Raw genomic sequence first — 19,923 nt, forward strand, 5'->3', positions numbered from 1 at the left:
GTTTCTCTTATTTCACCACCGGAATAGCAAAGAATAAACTCAGCTGAATGACACTGTTTTTAAAATCAGGCGATGTAAAAGCGGAATTATCGAAATCACCTACTTTGGAAAATCCTGCCACATACCTGGCCCCTACACCCAGACCGAAACCAGACTGGTAACCTATTCCAAATGCGCCTGCCAGGTCAAGGTTTTTTGCAAAATGGTCAATGGTTTGATCAGGAATATCTTCTGAAGTTCTGAAACCTGCTTGCGGGCCAGCCTCTATGTAAAAGCCCCCGTTGGCTCTTAGCTTGAACATAACAGGTAACGTTACGTAGGAAGTTTTGTATTTGGCCTTGTCGACCCCGCCATCAATTTTTGCACCTTGTGTGGAGAAAAGCACCTCGGGCTGAATCGAGAAGTTTTTACCGATCCCAAAATTAAGCAAGCCCCCCAGGTGAAAGCCAACCAAGGCGTCAGACTCAATATCCTTACCCGTATAGTTACTTATATTAACACCTGCTTTGGGACCAAAACTAAAAGATTGACCGTAGGAAATAGAACCAACAGCGCAAAGCACCAGAATTAAACAAAGCTTTCTCATAAAAAGTAATCATTAAAAATACTCAGGAAAATACCCTTGAATAATTCAAATAAAAAACCATGCCATTTTCTGTGCGTCTTGTTAAAGTTTAAAATAGAGGAAACTGCTCCGCGGGAGAACAAACACACAAATGACTAACTATGAGTATTTTATAAAAAATAAATGAAAAATCTGGTTTTATAGATCAAGCCACAGTCCAGTAAGTAAAGCCATGGCCGCCAGCATAAATAACAATAATAAAACCGGCCAGATGAACCTGATCCATGCCTTCATGCCCACCCCTGCCAAGGCCAATGAAGGTAAAATGAGGCCAGTTGGGGTAATAAATCCCATAATCCCCATTCCCAGCAGATAACTGTTTACAATTTCACGCCCGGGTATGCCTGCAACAATCGCCAATGATCCCAGGATGGGCATGGTCATAACGGCCATGCCAGAGGAAGACGGAATAATAACCGTCAGCAATATATAAATCAGCAATAGCCCAATGATAAACAGAGCAGGATGAACATCCTGAATAGCAGTGGAGGCCCAATGTAACACCGATCCGCTGATGTTTCCCGCGTCCAGAACAACTGTAACACCACGGGCCGCACCTATCACAAAAGCTACCCCCAGCAGGCTTTCAGCTCCCTCGATAAACTTTTCGATAAATAAACGCTCGCTCATCCTTTGTACCACAGCAACCAGAACCGAAGCCACTAAAAACAGTGCGGACATTTCCAGCAGCCACCAGTCCAGCGCAACCACACCGATAATGAGCAGCACAAATGTTGCGGCAAATATAAAAAGTAACCCGGCCGTTTTACCTTTTAAGGGTACCATAGCAATACCATTCCCATCCGCGATGGATGATCGACCCTCGTCGGCCGTCACATAAGAAGCATGTGGATTACGCCTCACCTTTTGCGCATACCACATGACATAACCAATATAAATTACCGAGGAAACCAGAAGCATGGCAAGTCTGCCGTACAACCCGTCTGTCCAGCTGATACCCGCCGCGTTGGACGCGATAATGGTTGAAAAAGGATTGGAAAAAGAAGACAGATAGCCCAGCGTATTTCCTCCATGAATAACCGCAACGGGAATAAGAAGGTCGTACCCGGCTGCCAGAAAAAGCGGAATCAGAATCGGGTAAAACACCAGTGATTCCTCCGCCATACCATAGGAAGAGCCTCCAAGCGCAAAGAGGAATGTCAGCACAACAATGAGCCAGGATTCCCGTCCTTTCATGCCGGCAGATAGTTTTGCTATGCCTGCCTCCATGGCGCCGGTAGCATAAAATACCTGGATAAAAGAACCGATAATCAGAATAAAGAGAATGACATCGACCGTTTCATAAATACCCTTCAACGGAGCCTGAACGACATCAATAACCGACTGGCCGTTTTGAAGTAATGGATGAAAACTTCCTGGAATAGAGACAGGCTTTTTAATTGCTCCGTTCAGAAACTTATCCGCCTTCACCATGATTCCCAGACTGTCCAGTATGTGCTGTGTGGCCGGGAGTTTCGTTTCTTCACTGCCAGAAATCACAAAAGCATTGTTCTGGTAACTTAGGGATTCAAATTTACCTGCGGGCATCAGCCAGGTTGCAATCGCAGCCAGAACGGTAACCGCCATCAGAATGGTTAGAGGGGTAGGTAGCTTTATAAGAGAGGGCATAACCGCTGATGTGTTAATATTTCGGACCAAGGTACTTTATATTCTAAATCTCAGGATTTCCCTTTTCATAGTTACTATAAACCGCAAAAGTTTTTGTGATCATTTTAAAGTAATTTCAGCTGTTATCCGTCTGCCGAAAGGAGTTACTCTTTTAGATTAAAATATTGTCAGAAAAAAAACCAAATATAGTCCAGACCGTTAAGAGCTACGGCAAGCAGCTTCTTGGCTTTATCCGTAGCAGGGTAAATTCCGACGAAGATGCTGAGGATATCCTTCAGGATGTTTGGTATCAGCTCAGCAGCCTGCCCGAAGTGGAGGCTATTGAGCAAATGAGCAGCTGGCTGTACCGGGTGGCCCGCAACCGGATTGTGGACAAATACCGCAAACAAAAGCCTGATTCGCTGGAAGAATATACCTACGAAGACGATGATGGCGAACTATATATTAAAGATATTCTGCTTGCCGACGATCTTACGCCGGAAACGGTTTATTTGAAGGAGCTTTTCTGGGAACAGCTGACGGTTGCGCTGGATGAACTTCCTGAAAACCAGCGGCAGATTTTCGTATGGAATGAACTGGAAGATCAGACGTTTCAGGAAATTGCTGACAGGACCGGCGAAAATATTAAAACACTTATTTCCCGGAAACGTTATGCTGTCCGGTATCTAAGACAAAGACTTGAAACAGTGTACCAGGAGTTTGTAAACTATTAACTTTGTGAATTATGAAACCACGGCAAGGATATAGAAGAAATTTCAGGGCATTTCCATTGTTTTTTATAGCGGCACTGCTTGCGCTAGGCGCCATTGTAAGGCTTTTGTGGAATGCCGTTTTACCTGCTATTGCCCCCGTCAACTCTATCTCCTATTGGCAGGCCGTAGGATTACTGGCATTATGCCGGATTTTGTTTGGCAACTTCGGAAACAGGATGGGACCGGGTGCAGGCTGGCGAGGCGGCCCATGGCAAAGGGACAGGCTTGGCGGTGACCATCCCGGATTTGGCGGTGCCCGGTGGAGGAAAAAATGGATGACCATGAGCGACGAGGAACGTAAAAAATTTCGCGAAGAAATAAGGGACAGATGCAGAAAGAGACCGGAGTAAAATAATGCCAACCAAAAAAAGATACTTGTTAAAGTAATTTTCAAGACTAAACGTCAGCTAAACTGTACATCCGGCATGTGCAGTTTTTTTTGTTTTAACTCAAACTTTCAAGCCATGATATTCCTTATTCTGCGATCAATAGGTAGCGGTATTCTGGGCGGTGTTTTACTGTTTGCGGCTTCCCTTTTATTTTCAAGGCTTTTCTTTTTCCTCCTCTTCACCGGACTCGCCTTCTGGTTTGTCACGGGACGGCCCAACACACGAAGGGATAACTACGTTCCTCTGCAATCCAAAAGATATGATGCAGGCTCTGAAAGAAAAAGTTTGAACATCGTACCTTTCAATCCACCGGTAAAAATTAAGCTATGAACAAAAGATCCCGATTTTTCCTAAGCCTGGGCATTGCCCTGATGACTGCCCTTACTCTTCATTTTACAGTGGGGGACAAATTCCGTGATGAACTGGGACGCCCCCTCTATCACGGCTGTAACGGTTATCTGAATGCCGAAAGGCACCGCAGCCAATATCCTGTGCAACGCATCCAACCTATTACAAAAAAGGTAAGATCGTTGTGATACCAAGGGCACATGATCCCGACTAAAGAATGATAGCTTCGAACGCAGCAAACAAGCTTATAAGTCTCTGATCCAGTCTGCAGGCAGCAAATTTGCAAAGCGATCATTCCCCAGGTCTCCGGCTATTTCAAACCCCATTGGCATGGATACCCAGCCCTGCGGAGTAATTACTATATAACCTCGCGGCATAGTGATCTGGGTATAGCCATAAGGCATATCGGGATAGGGCGACTTCCCTTGCTTCTTCATGTTAAAAATCTCTAGCTGGGTGTAAGAAACGACCAACCGTTCGGTAGGCAATTCCCCCGGCTGTACCAGGCGAAACCCACGGGTTTCTTCAATGCGGTTGTGAATGTGGTGGGAAATACTGTTATAGCCGTTAGGACTTCTTACGGTTTTAAACATACGCATGGAATCCGGAATGGCCTGATATACCTTGAATCCGTTTTCCGTCAGACTGTCGGACACCATGCTGGCCAGCAGATGTTTAAGCGATCCCTGGTATGCCAGTTTCTGATTGGCCCGCCACAGTTTCTTCTGTATCTCATCCTTTGGAACAAGTAACTCAAAACGTGTTGATCCGCCGTAGTATAATTTGCCTGCATAATAATCAAAATCATCCAGATCCTGATGAATGCGATACCCCAGCGCATAGTTTTCGATGATCAGCGGGTTGTTGGTCTGCGCACTCAAATGGCCATCGTCTTCCATGGAAATGCGCAGTACTTCGGGGTTTACTATTTTACACTGTTTACTGAACTTGCTGTTCCCTAACAATTCCCTTGTGATGATTTTCAGGTATTTCTCCCGCTTTTTATTTTTTTTCGCATACACCACTGCTTCTCCAAGCTGCATACCTTCCCGCATTTTAAAAACAATGGTTTTGTTTCCGGCCTGTTCAAACCTCAATGTTTGTTTGATTGTTTCGTATCCCAGAAAAGAAACCGCTATTTCAATTGTTCCGAGGGGCAGATTGGGCAGTTTGTAATTTCCGTTCACGTCTGCATTGGTACCAATGGATGAATTATTTACAAATACATTTGCAAAGGGCAACGGCTGCCCGCTTTTCTCATCCGTTACTCTACCTGACAGTGTAACCGTGGTTTGCTGCGCACGGGATACTACCGATAGAAACAATAACAGAGCCCATAAAGCATATTGCGCACTCCTTTTTGTTTTTCCGCTCATTCCTTGCGCATTACTGTGTGACATGCTCACCAAAATACTTACTTCCAACGATGATAGATAAGGTCTTATATTCAAAAACTAAATTACCATGCGTTTTCATTACTTGTTGCAAATGAAGCTAATCTTTTGAAAAATGTTCATAAAAAAAGGTTGAAACGTTATCGGGAGATAACCATTTCAACCTTTCCCTTATCCCTGAAAGATACGATTATTTGAGATTCAGCTCTGAACCAATTCCCTTCACTTTATCTTTGAGTCCTGCATATACCTGGTCAAAATCTTCATTGTTGATCAGTTCCGCTCTGACACCCACATAAAATTTAATCTTCGGCTCAGTTCCCGAAGGGCGGCAGGTAAATTTAGTACCATCCTCCGTAAAGAACTGAAGTACGTTGGACGGCTCAATACCCATTTCACCCGAAGGTATCTTTTTGGTTTCATGGGTCCCAAAATCGGTGGACGTGAGGGCTTTGTAGTCATCCATTCGGATCACCGGCGAGCCCGCCAGGGTTTTAGGTGGATTAGCCCGAAAATCCGCCATCATCTGCTGTATTTCATCCGCCCCTGCTTTTCCTTTTTTAGTCAGAGAGATCAGTCCTTCATAATAGAACCCGAACTGCTTGTAAATCTCCATCAGCATATCAAAAAGGCTCAGTCCTTTGTCTTTTGCGTAAGCTGTAAGTTCGGCGATCATAGCACAGGAGGCTATCGCATCCTTGTCCCGCACGGCATCGCCGATCAGGTATCCGTAACTTTCTTCCCCTCCGCCAATAAACTGCTCCACGCCCTCCTTCTCTCTGATCACCTGAGCGATGTACTTGAAACCTGTCAGCGTATTGTAGCATTTTACGTCATAGGCGGCCGCCATCCGATCAATCAGATCCGTTGTTACAATGGTTTTACAAACGAACTGGGTACCGGTCAGCTTTCCGGCATCTTTCCATGCATTCAGCAGATAGTAAATCAGCACACTTGCGGTTTGATTGCCATTCAGTAATTGAATTTCACCATGATGGTTTTTAACAGCAATCCCTACCCTGTCTGCATCGGGATCGGTACCCATCACCAGATCCGCATCTATTTCTTTGGCCTTGTTCACTGCAATAGACATCGCTTCGCTTTCTTCCGGATTCGGGTAAACCACGGTAGGAAACTGCCCGTTGCCGTCTGGTTCCGCCTGTTCAGCAATGACTGTCACCGACTCAAAACCCATTTTCCCCAGTAACTTCGGAACCAGCGTTACCCCTGTTCCGTGCAAAGGCGTATAAACGATTTTCAGATCCTTCTGGCGTGCGATGGCCTCTTTGGAGATCGAAAGTGAGAGGATATGCGCCAGGTATTTTTCGTCTACCTCTGCCCCTATCTTAAATATTTTTGAAGGATCACCTTCAAATTTGATATCATCAATGGACTGAATTGCATTTACTTCATCAATGATATTGACGTCATGCGGTGCAACCACCTGTGATCCATCGTCCCAGTAGGCTTTATAGCCGTTGTATTCCTTGGGGTTGTGTGAAGCCGTAACCACCACCCCACTTTTGCAGCCCAGCAGCCGAATAGCAAAGGACAACTCAGGTGTAGGGCGTAAAGCCTCAAAAAGATATACCGTAATACCATTGGAAGAAAAGATATCAGCAATAATGCCAGCAAATTCATCAGATTTAATCCGGCTGTCGTAGGCAATGGCTACCTTTTTCTCTTCATTCGGGAAAGCTTTGTTGAGATAATTTGCCAGTCCCTGCGTAGCAGTACCAACGGTATATCGGTTCATGCGGTTAGAACCCACACCAATCAGCCCGCGAAGTCCTCCTGTTCCAAATTCAAGATCTTTGTAAAATGAGTCCGTCAATTCTGTTTCATTGGCGTCGTCAATTAATTTCTGAATGTATTGTTTGGTATCAATATCATAATCGCCATTAAGCCAGCTATTTACTTTTTCTAATACATTGGGTTCTAATTTTGTTGTCATACTTGTAGCGTAAAATTGGTTTAGAGTAAGTGCTATTATTAAGAAGTCCCTTTTCGATCCACAAAACCATACCAGGTTATGTTTCAAAAAGGGACTAAAGATTAAGTGCTTAATCCGTTAGCAGCATAAATGTAAAAATATACTGTAATTATTTACTTATTTTCAGTTCTTCTTTTGCAAAATCTTTGGCGGATTCTTTCGCCGTTTTACGGATAAGCTCGGCAATCAGACCCGTCCAGCCGGTCTGGTGGCTCGCGCCGCATCCTCTGCCGTTGTCGCCGTGAAAGTATTCATAAAATAAAACGTGGTCTTTGAAATTCGGGTCTTTCTGCATTTTAGCATCATGACCATAAACAGCACGGTTTCCATCACTGTCCTTTTTAAAGATATCGATCAACCGGCTGGCGATCCCAACGGCCGCATCTTTAATGGTGGCCATGTTGCCCGAATTGGTGGGGTACTCTACGGTAAAATCTTCTCCATAATAATTATGAAACTTCATGAGAGAATCGAATATCAGGTAATTCAAAGGAAACCAGATGGGCCCGCGCCAGTTGGAATTCCCGCCCATGATATCCGTGAGCGCCTCGGCAGGGGTATAATCCACCTGAAGCACTTCCCCGTTGATATAAAATTTATATGGGTTTTCCTCATGAAATTTGGACAATGCCCTTACGCCATATCCCGAAAGGAATTCGGATTCATCCAGCATTCTTTTCAGGATCATTTTCATCCGGTGACCTCTCAGGATAGAAAGTAACCGGTTCTCCCCCTTGCCGGATTCAAACCAGCGGGATATCAGGCGGGCCAGATCAGGCCGGTTAGCAAGTACCCATTCCACCCGGCGCTTGAAAACCGGAAGCTTATCAAGATTCTGAGGATCAAGCAATTCCACAGCAAACAAAGGTATCAGGCCGACTATAGAACGAACCTTTAAGAGGATACTCTGGCCGTTCGGGATATGTATCACATCGTAATAGAACTGATCTTCCTCGTCCCACAGGCTGATCGAAGAATTTTTTCCGCCAATGGATTCCATTGCACCTGCTATGTGCAGGAAATGTTCAAAGAATTTGGAAGCCATATCCTGGTAAACCGGATGTACCAACGCTATCTCGACAGATATCCGGAGCATGTTAAGGGTATACATGGCCATCCAGCCGGTAGCATCGGCTTGCTGTAATTTCCCTCCGAAGGGCATCGGCGTCGACCGGTCGAAAACACCGATATTATCAAGCCCCAGGAAACCTCCGCTGAAAATATTATTGCCGGTATCATCTTTCTGGTTAACCCACCAGGTGAAGTTCAGCAGGAGTTTATGGAATATTTTTTCAAGAAATTCCACATCTCCCACGCCATTGTTCTGCTCTCTGTCTATCTCATATACTTTCCAGGTAGCCCAGCCGTGAACCGGAGGATTGACATCGGAGAAGTTCCATTCGTATGCAGGTATCTGCCCATTGGGATGCATGTAATATTCCCGCAAAAGTATTTCCAGCTGGCGTTTGGCAAAATCTGCATCCACACGCGCAAGCGGAACGCAATGGAATGCCAGGTCCCACGCCGCAAACCACGGGTACTCCCACTTATCAGGCATGGAAATAAGATTGGCCGCATACAGATGTTTCCATCCCGAGTTCCTCCCCCACTTTCGTCCCTGGTTCGGGCCGGGCTGGGCAGGGTCACCTTTCAGCCATTCATAAACATTATAATAGTAAAACTGCTTGCTCCAGAGCATCCCCGCATACGACTGCCTGGAAATGGACCGAAGATCCGGATCGGCAACATCTTTGTGCAGATCATCATAAAACTCGTCTGCTTCCCGTATCCTTTTGTTAAACAAATCTTCAAAACCACCAAAGGGCTCAGAAATGGTATGATTCACAAAACGCATCCTGAATGTCACCGTTTCGCCCGCCTTAACGGTTCGGGTAAACCGGGCAGAGGCCTTTGTACCAATACCATTTGGATTGATGGTGTTGCTTTTGCCTTCGCTGATCACGTAATCATTAATCCCATCCTTGGGATATGCCGTACTGTTTGCGGTGCCGTATAGTTTCTTGAAATTTGTTTCGTTTTCACAGAAAAGCAGTTCGTCTGCTTCTTCCAGATACAGGTTATACTTGCCGTGTTTTCGGTGCGTAAGTTCAATCAGACGATTCGAAATGCCGTTCATCATCGGTTTGTAGTTGAACGACTCATAACCCCACGACCACGTATTACGGAAAAGGATGGTCGGTAAAACCGTAATCGGTGCATCCTTAGGTCCCCTGTTGATGACAGTAACCTTCATCATGATATCCTCCTGATCAGCCTTGGCGTGCTCTATGAAAATATCAAAGTATTCGTCATTATCAAAAACACCGGTATCTGTTATTTCATATTCTGCATCCTGCTTGCCTCTCCGCTGGTTTTCTTGCCTGAGCTGTTCGTAGGGAAAGGGTTGCTGCGGATATTTATAAAGCATTTTTGTGTAGGAATGCGTAGGAGTACTATCCAGATAGTAGTACATTTCCTTTACATCTTCCCCATGGTTAGACTCTCTGTTCGTCAAGCCAAAAATCCGCTCTTTCAGCAATTTATCCTGATGATTCCAGAAAGCAAAAGAAAGACAAATGTGCTGTTTATTATCTGAAAAACCTGCGATGCCGTCTTCTCCCCAACGATAGGTTTTAGAATAGGCCATTTCATGCGTGATGTAGTTCCAGGCATCTCCGTTTCCGCTATAATCCTCCCGGACAGTACCCCACTGGCGTTCCGACAAATAAGGTCCCCATTTTTTCCAGCCTTTATTTTCCTTCTGCAGGCTTAGCCTTACTTTTTCCGCGCCTTGTGCCATTTAATTTGCTGATTTTTGTAGTGCTATGAATTAAAGTAAAAATACATGAACGGGCCTGGGCTTTTGCTGCCTGCTGCGATGACCTCAAAATGGAAATTAATAAAAAAGAGCTTTTGAAAGCTCTCTTTTATTAATAATAATACAATAATTATTAATTATCCACTTTCACTACAATCCAATCATTGATGGATGCAATTGACTCCTTGTTCTCAAATTCATGTACAGCATAATCCACGGTACCTGCATAAAAACCAGTGATTTCTTCCGCCCTTTTGGCCGTTTCAACCAGTACTTCATTTCGATTACCGTGAAGTAATACTTCGATATCAGAGATAAATTCTTTAAACATAGCGGGGTTGGGAAGTTTATAATATTTCCCGTCCGCTCCATGCAGTACTGCAACAGGTTTCACCTCTCCGCTTGCATTAAGCTGGCCATATTTTCGCCGCGCGGCAATGTATTCTGCATCACTCGCTCCAAAAAGAATACCCACTTCCGGTTTCGGACTGCTGCGTTTTTCCACTATTTTTTGGTCCAGCTTAGCTAGTAATTGCCTCAAAGCCCAGGTATTTTTACCAAGCCTGATCCTTTCGCGTAACGACTGCCTTACCAGATAAGTAAGTGCCTGCGTTACATTGAGACCTATTTCGGCCATTTGCTTGAAGATGAAGGAAGTTGGAGACATGCCCGGAATCGTATTCGGGTCATGCAGCAAAATAGTACCGTCCGGTGTCAGAAAGCCGTCGATGCGCACGCAGGCCGTAATGCCAAGCTGTTGAAATACACTTGCAATCATGTCCTGAATTTCCCGGTTTTTTTCAGCAGTAGTATCTACCGGGATACGTTTTCTGCTCGCTCCGGGTTTGTATTTGGCATTAAAGTCAAAAACCTCCACCATTTTGATCACCTCACTGGGAGGCAAGGCAAGCGGCTTGCCGTTATCAAACTGTATGCACCCGCAGGAAAACTCCTGCCCGGAAACGAACTCCTCAATCAGCACCTGGTCTTCGGCATTACTGCTGCTCAGAATAATATCCTGCAAACCTTTCTCAAAGTATTCATCCAGTGTTGCGATAAGTTGTGATGGATGATAAACGGATTCCTCCCCATTTACCACCACTGGAAAGCCTATCCCTTCATCCAGATTGGCCATGCGCTGTGCCCATACTTTCTTTTCTTCAGCGTCCATCAACTGCCACTGCTCCGCAGAAAGCTCAGTCTGAAAAAAGCATTGATTAACGGCCGCTACAAATGCTTCGGGTGAATCTTCCTTGACAATGGCAACACCAATGGACGAACCCTGGTGCGGTGCTTTGATCACCAACGGAAGGCCCAGGTGTTTTTTGAGTACCTGAAACAATATGCCATATTCCGAAGGTATCCACTGACTATACCGAAGTGTCCAGCTTTTTTTCTGCTGTCCGTTGACCAATGCGATCATGTCATTCTGAAGTATCTTATCTATCCCGACGGCAGAACCCATCAGACCGGGGCCACTGTACGGGATGCGGTACCACTCCAGAAGGCCCTGTATGGCACCATCCTCACAGTCGGGACCGTGCATGGCAAGAAAGGCGAAATCAAAATAGGACTTAAAATCCGAAGGCGACAGCAAAGTACCTATACTTTCGGGGATTGGCTCACGGCCAAGCTCTGGTAACGATTCAATATAAACTTTGAAACTTCCGGTCGTGTTGGCCTGTGCGGGGTAAAAGTCCCTGATCTCATTCCTGTACATAAGATCGGGAACCAGTTTTATAAACCTGCCGAAACTGTCTACAAAAATGGGTATGGGCTCGAAGAGAGATTTGTCAAGATATTCAAAAGCGGTTTTACCGCCTGCGAAAGATATTTCACGTTCACGGGAAGGGCCTCCAAAAAAAATTCCGATACGCATATATAAATGGTGTAATTGATTCACGTCAAATGATAGTCGCAATATAAGGTACTATTTGAGACGAACCAATTACATCGGAGAAGGCTTACAAAATTTAATCCTGGAAGAATGTTTTGATGTAAAGATATCTTCGGGACGCGAAATTGCCGGTTTTAACCAGTATTACGAAGCGAGCGCCGGAACGTTTTGTGCTACTACTTTATTGACAGAAGGAACGGCCTTACGGATAGATTCTTCCAGACCTGCCCTGAAAGTCATGGCACTCATGGGACAGCTTTGGCAAGACCCCTGCAATTCCAATACCACGGTCAGATCATCGGTAAGGTCCACTAATTTAACATCTCCTCCGTCTGCCAGCAGATAGGGACGTACCGATTCGAGCGCCTGCTCTATTAATTCAATTGTTTTTTCTTTTGACTCCATTTTAAAAGATATTCTATTCGCTAATATGCAAGAATTTATTCTTAAAATCAAATATAAGTACCCAAATGTAGGTTAAGAATCCATTTCCACAACCTGCGTTTTAACTTTTTCTGCATTTCTGATGGCCACCTGCCGGGCAAGGGCTTCGGATGCATTTCTGAAGGCATCGTTAACCATTTCGTTCTGATTCATGAACGCGGGACGCCCGTCATCACCTGCTTCCCGGATACCCTGCACCAAAGGTACTTGTCCCAGCAACGGAACGTCAAACTTATCTGCCAGCAGCTGCCCTCCACCTTTTCCAAAGATATGATACTGGTGGTCGGGTAATTCTTCCGGCGTAAACCAGGCCATATTTTCCACTACTCCCAGTACAGGGACATTGATCTGCGGCTGTCTGAACATCGAAAGGCCTTTGATGGCATCAGCCAGGGCAACTTTCTGCGGGGTTGTCACAATCACCGCACCCGCCACAGGTACTGTTTGTACCAGGGTAATATGTATGTCACTGGTTCCAGGAGGAAGGTCAATCAAAAGGTAATCCAGATCACCCCAGTCTGTATCTGCAAAAAACTGTTTCAGTGCCTGGCTTGCCATGGGACCGCGCCACACTACAGCACTTTCCGGCGGAGTGAGAAAGCCAATAGACATCAATTTAATGCCGTACTGCCGAATGGGATTGATAAGATTTTTACCATTTTTTGGTGTAATAGTGGGCTGCATATGCTCCACTCCAAACATCACAGGTATTGAAGGGCCAAATATATCTGCATCAATAATGCCCACTTTGGCTCCGGACCGATGTAAGGCCATGGCCAGATTGGCCGTAACGGTGGATTTCCCTACGCCCCCCTTCCCGGAAGCAACCGCTATCACATTTTTTACTCCGGGCAACAGCGGACCCGTTTGTCTGGATGTGGTCACGTTGGCCGTCAGATTAATGATAACCTCTATATCAGGACTAATCAGGTCATGGATGGCTGCCACACAATTCCTTCTTATTAATTCTTTGAGCGGACAAGCTGGGGTTGTTAATACCACTGTAAATCTGACCTGATTAACGCCTATTTCAACGTCCTGAATCATACCCAGCGTCACAAGGTCTTTCTTAAGATCGGGCTCCTCAACTGTACTGAGCGCCTGTAAAACTTTTTCTTTATTGACTGTAAACTCTCCCATTTTCAAATTTTAAATCCGCCCATTCTGCTACTTTCCGGTAAGATACTGCCTCGGAATACCTGGATCAGCATTTTCCTTCCTGATTTGTTTTAACACCAAAAAAACGCAATGAGTTTAACCCGACACGGGAAATTCCTCAATTCTTCGGTTCACCTCGGCTATTTCCCGGGAGACATCAGCATCAGCCGAAATAGAAACCAGCTTTTGTTTAATAGACAACAGCAATTTATACTGACTTGGGGTATTACCATACTGAGGCCGGTGGTCAAGCATTTGCCGGATGCTTTCCCATTCCTGTATAAATCTCTGCACCTCAATATCCAGATAGGTTTTCGTAAAAGTGCGGAAGATATGGTCTTCTGCCAATTTGTTAGGATGAATAAGATCCTCCTTGTAATAACGATAATCTCTCAGTTCATCCACCATGATCTCGTAAGCAGGGAAATATTCGATATGCCTGAACTTCTCGGAAAGCCGGTGACATACCAGTCTTAAAGTCGACTTACTTACCTGGTTCAGTGGCAGGGTATCCCTGGTGTGCCGTACCGGGCTGACGGTCAGGATAATCTTCAAATCCCTGTTAACAGAAAGTAATTTAAAAACCAGCTGTTCAAAAGGGATGAGTATCTGATCCGGATGTAAAAGTTCCTTTAAAAACCGTTCGGCAGGTACTTTATGACAGTTCCCGATCAGCTGATTAACAGCCCGGTGGCGGTAGGCATAGGCGGTTCCAAGGGTGATCACCAAAACTTTTGCACTTCTGAGAAAATCTCCCGTTTCTCTGAACCTTCCCGAAATCTCAGCATCAAGCGAGGCACGTGTTGTACTCCATAAAGAAGAATGAAAGTCGTGATGAAGCCATATCTTGTCCTGAGTCTCAATATACAAGGATTGATCCGGCACTTTATTGCCCAGTGCGCTATCCAGAATTTTGATGATCGCCAAGGGATTAAAAACCGTTCCGAAAGGGTTATTCATCACCCGAAATTTATTTTCCGAAAGCTGGCTGCCAATTACATCCGCAAAGCAGGAGCCAATGGTCAGTATACCTGTCCCTAAGTTTATTTTCCAGTTTGCAGGAACTGTATTTACTTCGGTAAAGATGGGTAATGCTTTCATGAGGTAATATGATTAATCAGCCCACAAAGGTATCCTTGTTAATATCTACATCGTAAGACCATCTACAAAATTTTGCACCCCTTTTACGCTTTAATATGTTTCAAATATTTACTTGTATTTTTACGTTACATTTTTATTTACCTTGAAATCAATACCGATGAAAAAGTCATTTCTGCCCTTGTTTCTGAGTACTGTCACCATTTTCCCGGCCTGCTCGCAGGATAACAGCAAACTTACCACCAGGGAATTTCTTTTTTCCGATAAACCTGTCTGGCAAGATGAATTTGATTATCAGGGTGTGCCGGATCCAAAAAAATGGAGCTACGACCTGGGAGATCATGGCTGGGGAAATAACGAGCTCGAGAATTATACCAACCTGAAAGAAAATGCGCGTGTGGAGGGCGGTTTGCTGATCATAGAAGCAAAAAGGGAAAAATCAGGCAAGCGCGATTACAGTTCTGCCAGGATACATACAAAAGGCAAAGGTGATTTCCTCTACGGAAAAATGGAGATCCGCGCAAAACTTCCGAAAGGAGTTGGCACCTGGCCGGCAATATGGATGTTGGCTAGCGAAAGCAATTATGGAAACAAAGGCTGGCCTGATAACGGGGAAATAGATATCATGGAACACGTTGGTTTTGACCAGAACCGAGTCCATGGTAATATCCATACCAAAGCCTTCAACCACGCCATTAAAACAAACAAAGGTAACAACACAATAGTCGACAACGTCTCTTCCGAATTTCATATTTATTCCTGTGAATGGACGCCAGACCGCATTACCATGCTGGTGGACGGGAAAGAATTCTTTTCTTTCAAAAAGGAACCGGGTTATGGCTGGGCCGAATGGCCCTTTGACAAACCGGAGCATTTGATACTGAACATAGCCGTAGGCGGCAACTGGGGAGGCCAGAAAGGGGTTGACGAAAGTATTTTCCCTCAGAAAATGGAGGTGGATTATGTCAGGGTTTTTCCGCTCGTTACGAAAAAGTAACTTTGAAATTCGCGTGCAGGGAGGTAACTTGCGCCCATGGATCATTTTGTAGTATCGGCCAGAAAATACCGTCCCGTTACCTTCGACTCGGTTGTAGGGCAGTCGCACATCACCACTACTTTAAAAAATGCAATACGTACCAATCACCTGGCGCAGGCCTTTCTTTTCTGCGGACCCAGGGGGGTTGGTAAAACAACCTGTGCCCGGATTCTGGCAAAAACCATTAATTGCCAGAACCTCGGAGAAGATGTGGAAGCCTGCGGAGAATGTGAGTCCTGCGTCAGCTTTCAGAACAACGCATCCTTCAATATCCACGAACTGGATGCTGCTTCTAACAATTCGGTGGAAGATATCCGCAATCTGATCGACCAGGTAAGATATCCTCCCCAAACAGGGAAATACAAGATCTATATTATTGATGAGGTTCACATGTTATCGCAGGCGGCCTTCAATGCCTTCCTGAAAACACTGGAGGAACCACCGGGTTATGCGATTTTTATCCTGGCAACGACCGAAAAACATAAAATTCTGCCCACGATACTTTCGCGTTGTCAGATATTCGATTTTAACAGGATACAGCCCAGGGATATTGCAGGGCACCTGGAGAATATCGCATCCAAAGAAGGAATAGATGCAGACAAGGAAGCCCTGGAACTCATTGGCCAGAAAGCTGATGGCGGGCTGCGGGATGCTCTTTCGATGTTTGACCTGAATGTGACATTTTCTACCGACAGCAGACTTACCTACGCTGCTGTACTGGAAAACCTGCATATCCTGGATTACGACTACTACTTCAAAGTGACGGATGCGTTATCAGCAGGAAGTATTTCAAAATCGCTCGTGCTGTTTGACGAGATTTTAAGAAAAGGATTCGACGGCCATCTTTTTGTGGTTGGCCTGCTCGAGCATTTCCGGAACCTGCTCGTATGTAAGGACGCCATCACGGTTTCTTTGCTACAGGTGTCGGAATCGGCGGAACGTAAGTATCTGGAGCAATCCAGGAATGCCGATATGAGTTTTCTGCTATCGGCCCTGAGTATTACCAGCCAATGTGACATCCACTACAAAGCGGCCAAAAACCAGCGGCTGCACGTAGAACTGTGCCTGATGAAACTGGCCAATCTCCCAAATGTCCTTCAGCTTAATTCCCTTGCAGCCGTTGATGAAACGGCAAAAAAAAAAGTTGAGCCCGAACTAAAAACACCTCATACGGACACGTCAATCACTACCGAGGTTAAATCCATCGCCCCTGAGCCAGTTGCTTCCGTTGCTGTCCGCACCGCCCCGGCAACGGAAACCAGCCCGGTGAAACCAACCCGCTTAAAGAGTACCCAACTCATCCCTTCCCTACCGGTAGCTTATCAGCCCGCACAGGAAAGTGTGAAGGTACCTGCGGACACAATTGTAAATAGCAATCCGCCGAAAACCGTACTGGAAGAACTCACCCTGGAAAAACTTCAGATGGCCTGGTATGAATTTGCCGAACGCCGCCGTCAGCAGTATAATTCTACAACAGAAGAAATTACGCTGAGGAAGGAGTTTAAACTGGCCGACAATATTATCGAAATTGTACTGGACAACGATCACCAGCTTGATGCGATCCAAAGCATGCGGTATGATCTGTTGGGTTTTCTGAAGTCCCGTTTCAATGTCGCAAAACTGGAGATCAATGCCCGCGTAGCGCCGCAGGAAGTAAACCGGATGCCCTACACTCCAGCCGAAAAGTTCAACTACATGGCAGAAAAAAATCCCCATTTACTAAATCTAAAACAGGCACTCGGGCTGGATGTAGATTTCTGACAATAACCATCGGGTGACAAAACTGTTCAGGAATTATTCCTTTGCTGCTCCCTAAAAAATTCGTGGAGTTTCAGTACCTGGGGTATCAGCGGCACCCTGCCATCATTGTTGATTTTGAAATCGGCAATGCGGCCCCGTTCCTCGTCGGATACCTGCCGCTCCATAATAGCCAGGATATCCTGTTCCGTACGGTTGTCCCGTTTCAGGATTCTTTGTATCCGGATATCTGCCGGAGCCTCAACCACTACTACGAAATCCAGCGCATTGTCCTCACTGGCGGCTTTCATGATAGCGGCTTCTTTGATCAGATACAGGCTGTCGGAATGATTCTCCATCCAAAGCAGGGTATCCTGCATGACGGCCGGGTGAATAATGCCGTTGAGTTTTGTAAGCAATTCCTGATCATTGAAAACCTTTGAGGAAACATAAGCACGGTCATATTGTCCCCGTGCGTCGTATGCCTTCTCACCCAGCAATGCTATCACCTTGTTTCTGATCCCGGGATCATGGTTGGTGAGCCATTTGGCCCTGGTATCGGCTTCATACACCGGGATACCCAGGCAGCTGAATATTCTGCATACGAGGCTCTTGCCAGAACCTATGCCTCCGGTAATACCAACCCGTACCGGTAGTGTGCTCGGTGCTGACATTGGAATATTATTGAGAAATGGCGTTCAGATACTGGGCAACCTCGAAACTGACGTAAACATCGCGGTGGCTTACCTCCACCATAGGGGATACCGGAAGCGGAATAGGTAAACTCTCATCAAAATTATTCTGGATCTTGGGCGTCGGAATGGAAACGCGGATGGTATCCGGGTAGGATTGTATCAGAGAAACAGGCCCGTCAACGGAAATCAGGGAAGGTGATACGTTTATGATACTGGATATTACGTACCCCTCTCGCATATTGATACCGAGGCTATCCACTCTAATCGGAATGATTTTCCTGATCTTTCTTTCAAAGCTCAGTTCGAAGGTATCTGCCACCACGTAATTCACCTTCAGATTGGGGAAAAGTTCGGTGATCTGATCCGTGAGCGTGGTGGAATTTATAAAACTGGCCTTGTTCGGATTTCTCACTTTGTAAGTAACCGGCTGGGCGTTGAAATTGAGCCATGATTTCTGCAAAAGACTCCAGCCGTCTCCTGATACATTTACAGAAATCCGTTTAGGCAAAGTCTGCAGGGGTACAAATGCGGAGTAGTCATACTCTATCCTCAACGGATAACTCAGTTTGATGGAGTAGTTATCCTTGTTAAGGACATTCATTAACCAAAAAAACGTAGCCGCTAAAAAACAACCTATAAAGGTTTTTATTTTACTTTTTCCTGATGGAACTTCACTCACAGCTCGTCAATAGTTAGTTCTTGAAAAAACTGATGAAGCCTTCTTAACACCGGCTTCATCAGCCAAACACCTTATGCGGCAATGGTACGGGCCACCGCCGACTTATCAATTGTCAGTTTCACTCCTTTGTCCAGTTCCAAAGTTACGGTTGCGTCTTCCACCGTATAAACCCTGGCATGAATTCCACCTATGGTCACTACGTTATCACCTTTCTTAAGATTATTGATAAGCTCCTTTTGCTCCTTCTGTTTTTTCTGCTGCGGACGTATCATGAAAAAATAAAATACTCCGATGATACCCACCCACATCACAACCTGATAAATCATGGCCTGAGAGCCACCTGATGTTGCCTGAGCTAATAAAGAAATTTTCATCACTGACGATAGATAAGGATAATTTGAAATTTAAAAATCTGTGTCCGGAACCTGATCACTACTTCTTCGCCTCAGGCTTTGGAGCAGCGTTTACAATCCCCCGGAGTCTTAATTCCGAATAAGCAGGTTCAGTGTTTGCGTATACGGTAATGGTTTTAACCTGTGGTCCCGACTTGTTCTTGCTGTCGAACCGCACCTTTATGCTGCCGGTAGCTTTTGCTTCGATTGGCTCACGGGGCCATTCGGGCGTGGTACACCCGCAGGAGGAGGTGATATTGTTGAGTATGAGCGGGTACTCTCCGTCATTTCTGAACCTGAAAGTATGCTCCACCACGGCACCTTCAGCTATGGTACCAAAGTCATAGGAGGCACTGTCGAGCAAGGTTAAAACAGGTAACTTATCATTCACTTCTTTGTCTCCTCCTTTCTTGTCTTTATCAGAAGCACAGGAGGATATCAGTATGATTGATCCAAAAATTAATAAGATAGCCGCTACTCTTTTCATAGTACTGTTCAGAATTATCAGTTTGCCTGGCCTTTGATCTGTGCCATCAGGCGATCCACGTCTTCCAGCAATTTTTCTGCCTTTTCACGGGCATCGTTCACTACGCGTTCTCCTTCCGTGCGGGCGTCGCTGTCGGGCTGGTCTTTCTTATCTACAAGATCGGCAATTACTTCAGAAAGCTTTTCCCTGTATTTGGACAAACGGTAGGTCAGCTGAGTGCGCAACACCTCACCTCTGTCGGGTGCGTAAAGTATTCCCAGTGCAGCACCGGTGGCGATTCCTGTCAGAAAAGCGATTAAATTATTGGTACTTTTACTCATGACCTTTTAATTATTATTGCCAGCAGCAGCCG

20 protein-coding genes are annotated in these 19,923 nt (G+C 45.4%); 6 read left to right on the top strand and 14 right to left on the bottom strand.

What is annotated here, in order from left to right; translation table 11 throughout:
• Nucleotides 1-7: 7 nt before the first annotated feature.
• Together KOE27_RS15540 and KOE27_RS15545 are read right to left on the bottom strand one after the other, a co-directional pair.
• Nucleotides 8-586: a porin family protein gene (locus tag KOE27_RS15540; RefSeq protein ID WP_215239774.1), complete on the bottom strand. Its 579-nt coding sequence runs from the start codon at nt 584-586 to the stop codon at nt 8-10.
• Nucleotides 587-763: 177 nt separating this feature from the next.
• Nucleotides 764-2,254, bottom strand: coding sequence for a YfcC family protein (locus tag KOE27_RS15545; RefSeq protein ID WP_215239775.1), 1,491 nt, complete (start codon nt 2,252-2,254; stop codon nt 764-766).
• 164 nt (nt 2,255-2,418) lie between these two features.
• Between KOE27_RS15545 and KOE27_RS15550 the strand changes: the two genes are divergently transcribed.
• The 4 genes from KOE27_RS15550 (at nt 2,419) to KOE27_RS15565 (ending at nt 3,931) form a co-directional block, all read left to right on the top strand.
• Complete coding sequence (locus KOE27_RS15550) at nt 2,419-2,967, top strand: RNA polymerase sigma factor (protein WP_215239776.1); 549 nt, start codon at nt 2,419-2,421, stop codon at nt 2,965-2,967.
• 11 nt (nt 2,968-2,978) lie between these two features.
• Entirely contained in the window at nt 2,979-3,356 is a 378-nt protein-coding gene (locus KOE27_RS15555) for a hypothetical protein (protein ID WP_215239777.1), read from the top strand.
• Between the two features lie 114 nt (nt 3,357-3,470).
• Complete coding sequence (locus tag KOE27_RS15560) at nt 3,471-3,725, top strand: hypothetical protein (protein ID WP_215239778.1); 255 nt, start codon at nt 3,471-3,473, stop codon at nt 3,723-3,725.
• Nucleotides 3,722-3,931 carry a hypothetical protein gene (locus KOE27_RS15565; protein WP_215239779.1) on the top strand — a complete coding sequence of 70 codons (210 nt, stop codon included), beginning with the start codon at nt 3,722-3,724 and terminating at the stop codon, nt 3,929-3,931. The genes KOE27_RS15560 and KOE27_RS15565 overlap by 4 nt, the downstream gene beginning before the upstream one ends.
• 57 nt (nt 3,932-3,988) lie before the next feature.
• On the opposite strand, the gene KOE27_RS15570 is transcribed toward KOE27_RS15565, so the two are convergent.
• The 7 genes from KOE27_RS15570 to KOE27_RS15600 all read right to left on the bottom strand — a co-directional run bounded on the left by KOE27_RS15570 (nt 3,989) and on the right by KOE27_RS15600 (nt 14,548).
• The gene (locus tag KOE27_RS15570) at nt 3,989-5,143 is read right to left on the bottom strand and encodes a carboxypeptidase-like regulatory domain-containing protein (protein ID WP_229252782.1); all 1,155 of its coding nucleotides are present in this window, start codon (nt 5,141-5,143) and stop codon (nt 3,989-3,991) included.
• A 184-nt stretch (nt 5,144-5,327) separates the two neighbouring features.
• Complete coding sequence (locus tag KOE27_RS15575; RefSeq protein ID WP_215239780.1) at nt 5,328-7,091, bottom strand: phospho-sugar mutase; 1,764 nt, start codon at nt 7,089-7,091, stop codon at nt 5,328-5,330.
• A 148-nt stretch (nt 7,092-7,239) separates the two neighbouring features.
• Complete coding sequence (locus tag KOE27_RS15580) at nt 7,240-9,930, bottom strand: MGH1-like glycoside hydrolase domain-containing protein (RefSeq protein ID WP_215239781.1); 2,691 nt, start codon at nt 9,928-9,930, stop codon at nt 7,240-7,242.
• A gap of 151 nt (nt 9,931-10,081) precedes the next feature.
• Nucleotides 10,082-11,827 carry a D-alanine--D-alanine ligase family protein gene (locus tag KOE27_RS15585; protein ID WP_215239782.1) on the bottom strand — a complete coding sequence of 582 codons (1,746 nt, stop codon included), beginning with the start codon at nt 11,825-11,827 and terminating at the stop codon, nt 10,082-10,084.
• Between the two features lie 162 nt (nt 11,828-11,989).
• A complete protein-coding gene (locus KOE27_RS15590) occupies nt 11,990-12,250 on the bottom strand; it encodes a NifU family protein (RefSeq protein ID WP_215239783.1) in 261 nt (86 codons plus the stop codon).
• 72 nt (nt 12,251-12,322) lie between these two features.
• Nucleotides 12,323-13,429 carry an Mrp/NBP35 family ATP-binding protein gene (locus tag KOE27_RS15595; protein WP_215239784.1) on the bottom strand — a complete coding sequence of 369 codons (1,107 nt, stop codon included), beginning with the start codon at nt 13,427-13,429 and terminating at the stop codon, nt 12,323-12,325.
• Between the two features lie 114 nt (nt 13,430-13,543).
• Nucleotides 13,544-14,548, bottom strand: a complete 1,005-nt coding sequence (locus KOE27_RS15600) for a GSCFA domain-containing protein (protein ID WP_215239785.1) — start codon at nt 14,546-14,548, stop codon at nt 13,544-13,546.
• 157 nt (nt 14,549-14,705) lie between these two features.
• Here KOE27_RS15600 and KOE27_RS15605 point away from each other — a divergent pair, with 157 nt between their 5' ends.
• Nucleotides 14,706-15,542: a glycoside hydrolase family 16 protein gene (locus KOE27_RS15605; protein ID WP_215239786.1), complete on the top strand. Its 837-nt coding sequence runs from the start codon at nt 14,706-14,708 to the stop codon at nt 15,540-15,542.
• Between the two features lie 36 nt (nt 15,543-15,578).
• On the top strand, nt 15,579-17,342 hold the full coding sequence (locus tag KOE27_RS15610) for a DNA polymerase III subunit gamma/tau (protein WP_215239787.1): 1,764 nt from the start codon (nt 15,579-15,581) through the stop codon (nt 17,340-17,342).
• 26 nt (nt 17,343-17,368) lie between these two features.
• Here the strand turns inward: KOE27_RS15610 and coaE are convergent, their stop codons facing one another.
• The 5 genes from coaE to KOE27_RS15635 form a co-directional block, all read right to left on the bottom strand.
• Nucleotides 17,369-17,992 (bottom strand): dephospho-CoA kinase, encoded by a 624-nt coding sequence (gene coaE, locus KOE27_RS15615; protein WP_215239788.1) that lies wholly within the window; start codon nt 17,990-17,992, stop codon nt 17,369-17,371.
• A 7-nt stretch (nt 17,993-17,999) separates the two neighbouring features.
• Nucleotides 18,000-18,614 carry a YbbR-like domain-containing protein gene (locus tag KOE27_RS15620; RefSeq protein WP_215239789.1) on the bottom strand — a complete coding sequence of 205 codons (615 nt, stop codon included), beginning with the start codon at nt 18,612-18,614 and terminating at the stop codon, nt 18,000-18,002.
• A gap of 149 nt (nt 18,615-18,763) precedes the next feature.
• Complete coding sequence (yajC, locus tag KOE27_RS15625) at nt 18,764-19,066, bottom strand: preprotein translocase subunit YajC (protein ID WP_215239790.1); 303 nt, start codon at nt 19,064-19,066, stop codon at nt 18,764-18,766.
• Between the two features lie 58 nt (nt 19,067-19,124).
• Nucleotides 19,125-19,571 (bottom strand): DUF1573 domain-containing protein, encoded by a 447-nt coding sequence (locus KOE27_RS15630; RefSeq protein WP_215239791.1) that lies wholly within the window; start codon nt 19,569-19,571, stop codon nt 19,125-19,127.
• Nucleotides 19,572-19,588: 17 nt separating this feature from the next.
• Nucleotides 19,589-19,891, bottom strand: coding sequence for a YtxH domain-containing protein (locus tag KOE27_RS15635; protein ID WP_215239792.1), 303 nt, complete (start codon nt 19,889-19,891; stop codon nt 19,589-19,591).
• Between the last annotated feature and the right edge of the window lie 32 nt (nt 19,892-19,923).

The sequence above is a fragment of the Dyadobacter sp. CECT 9275 genome (assembly GCF_907164905.1).
Taxonomy (GTDB): domain Bacteria; phylum Bacteroidota; class Bacteroidia; order Cytophagales; family Spirosomataceae; genus Dyadobacter; species Dyadobacter helix.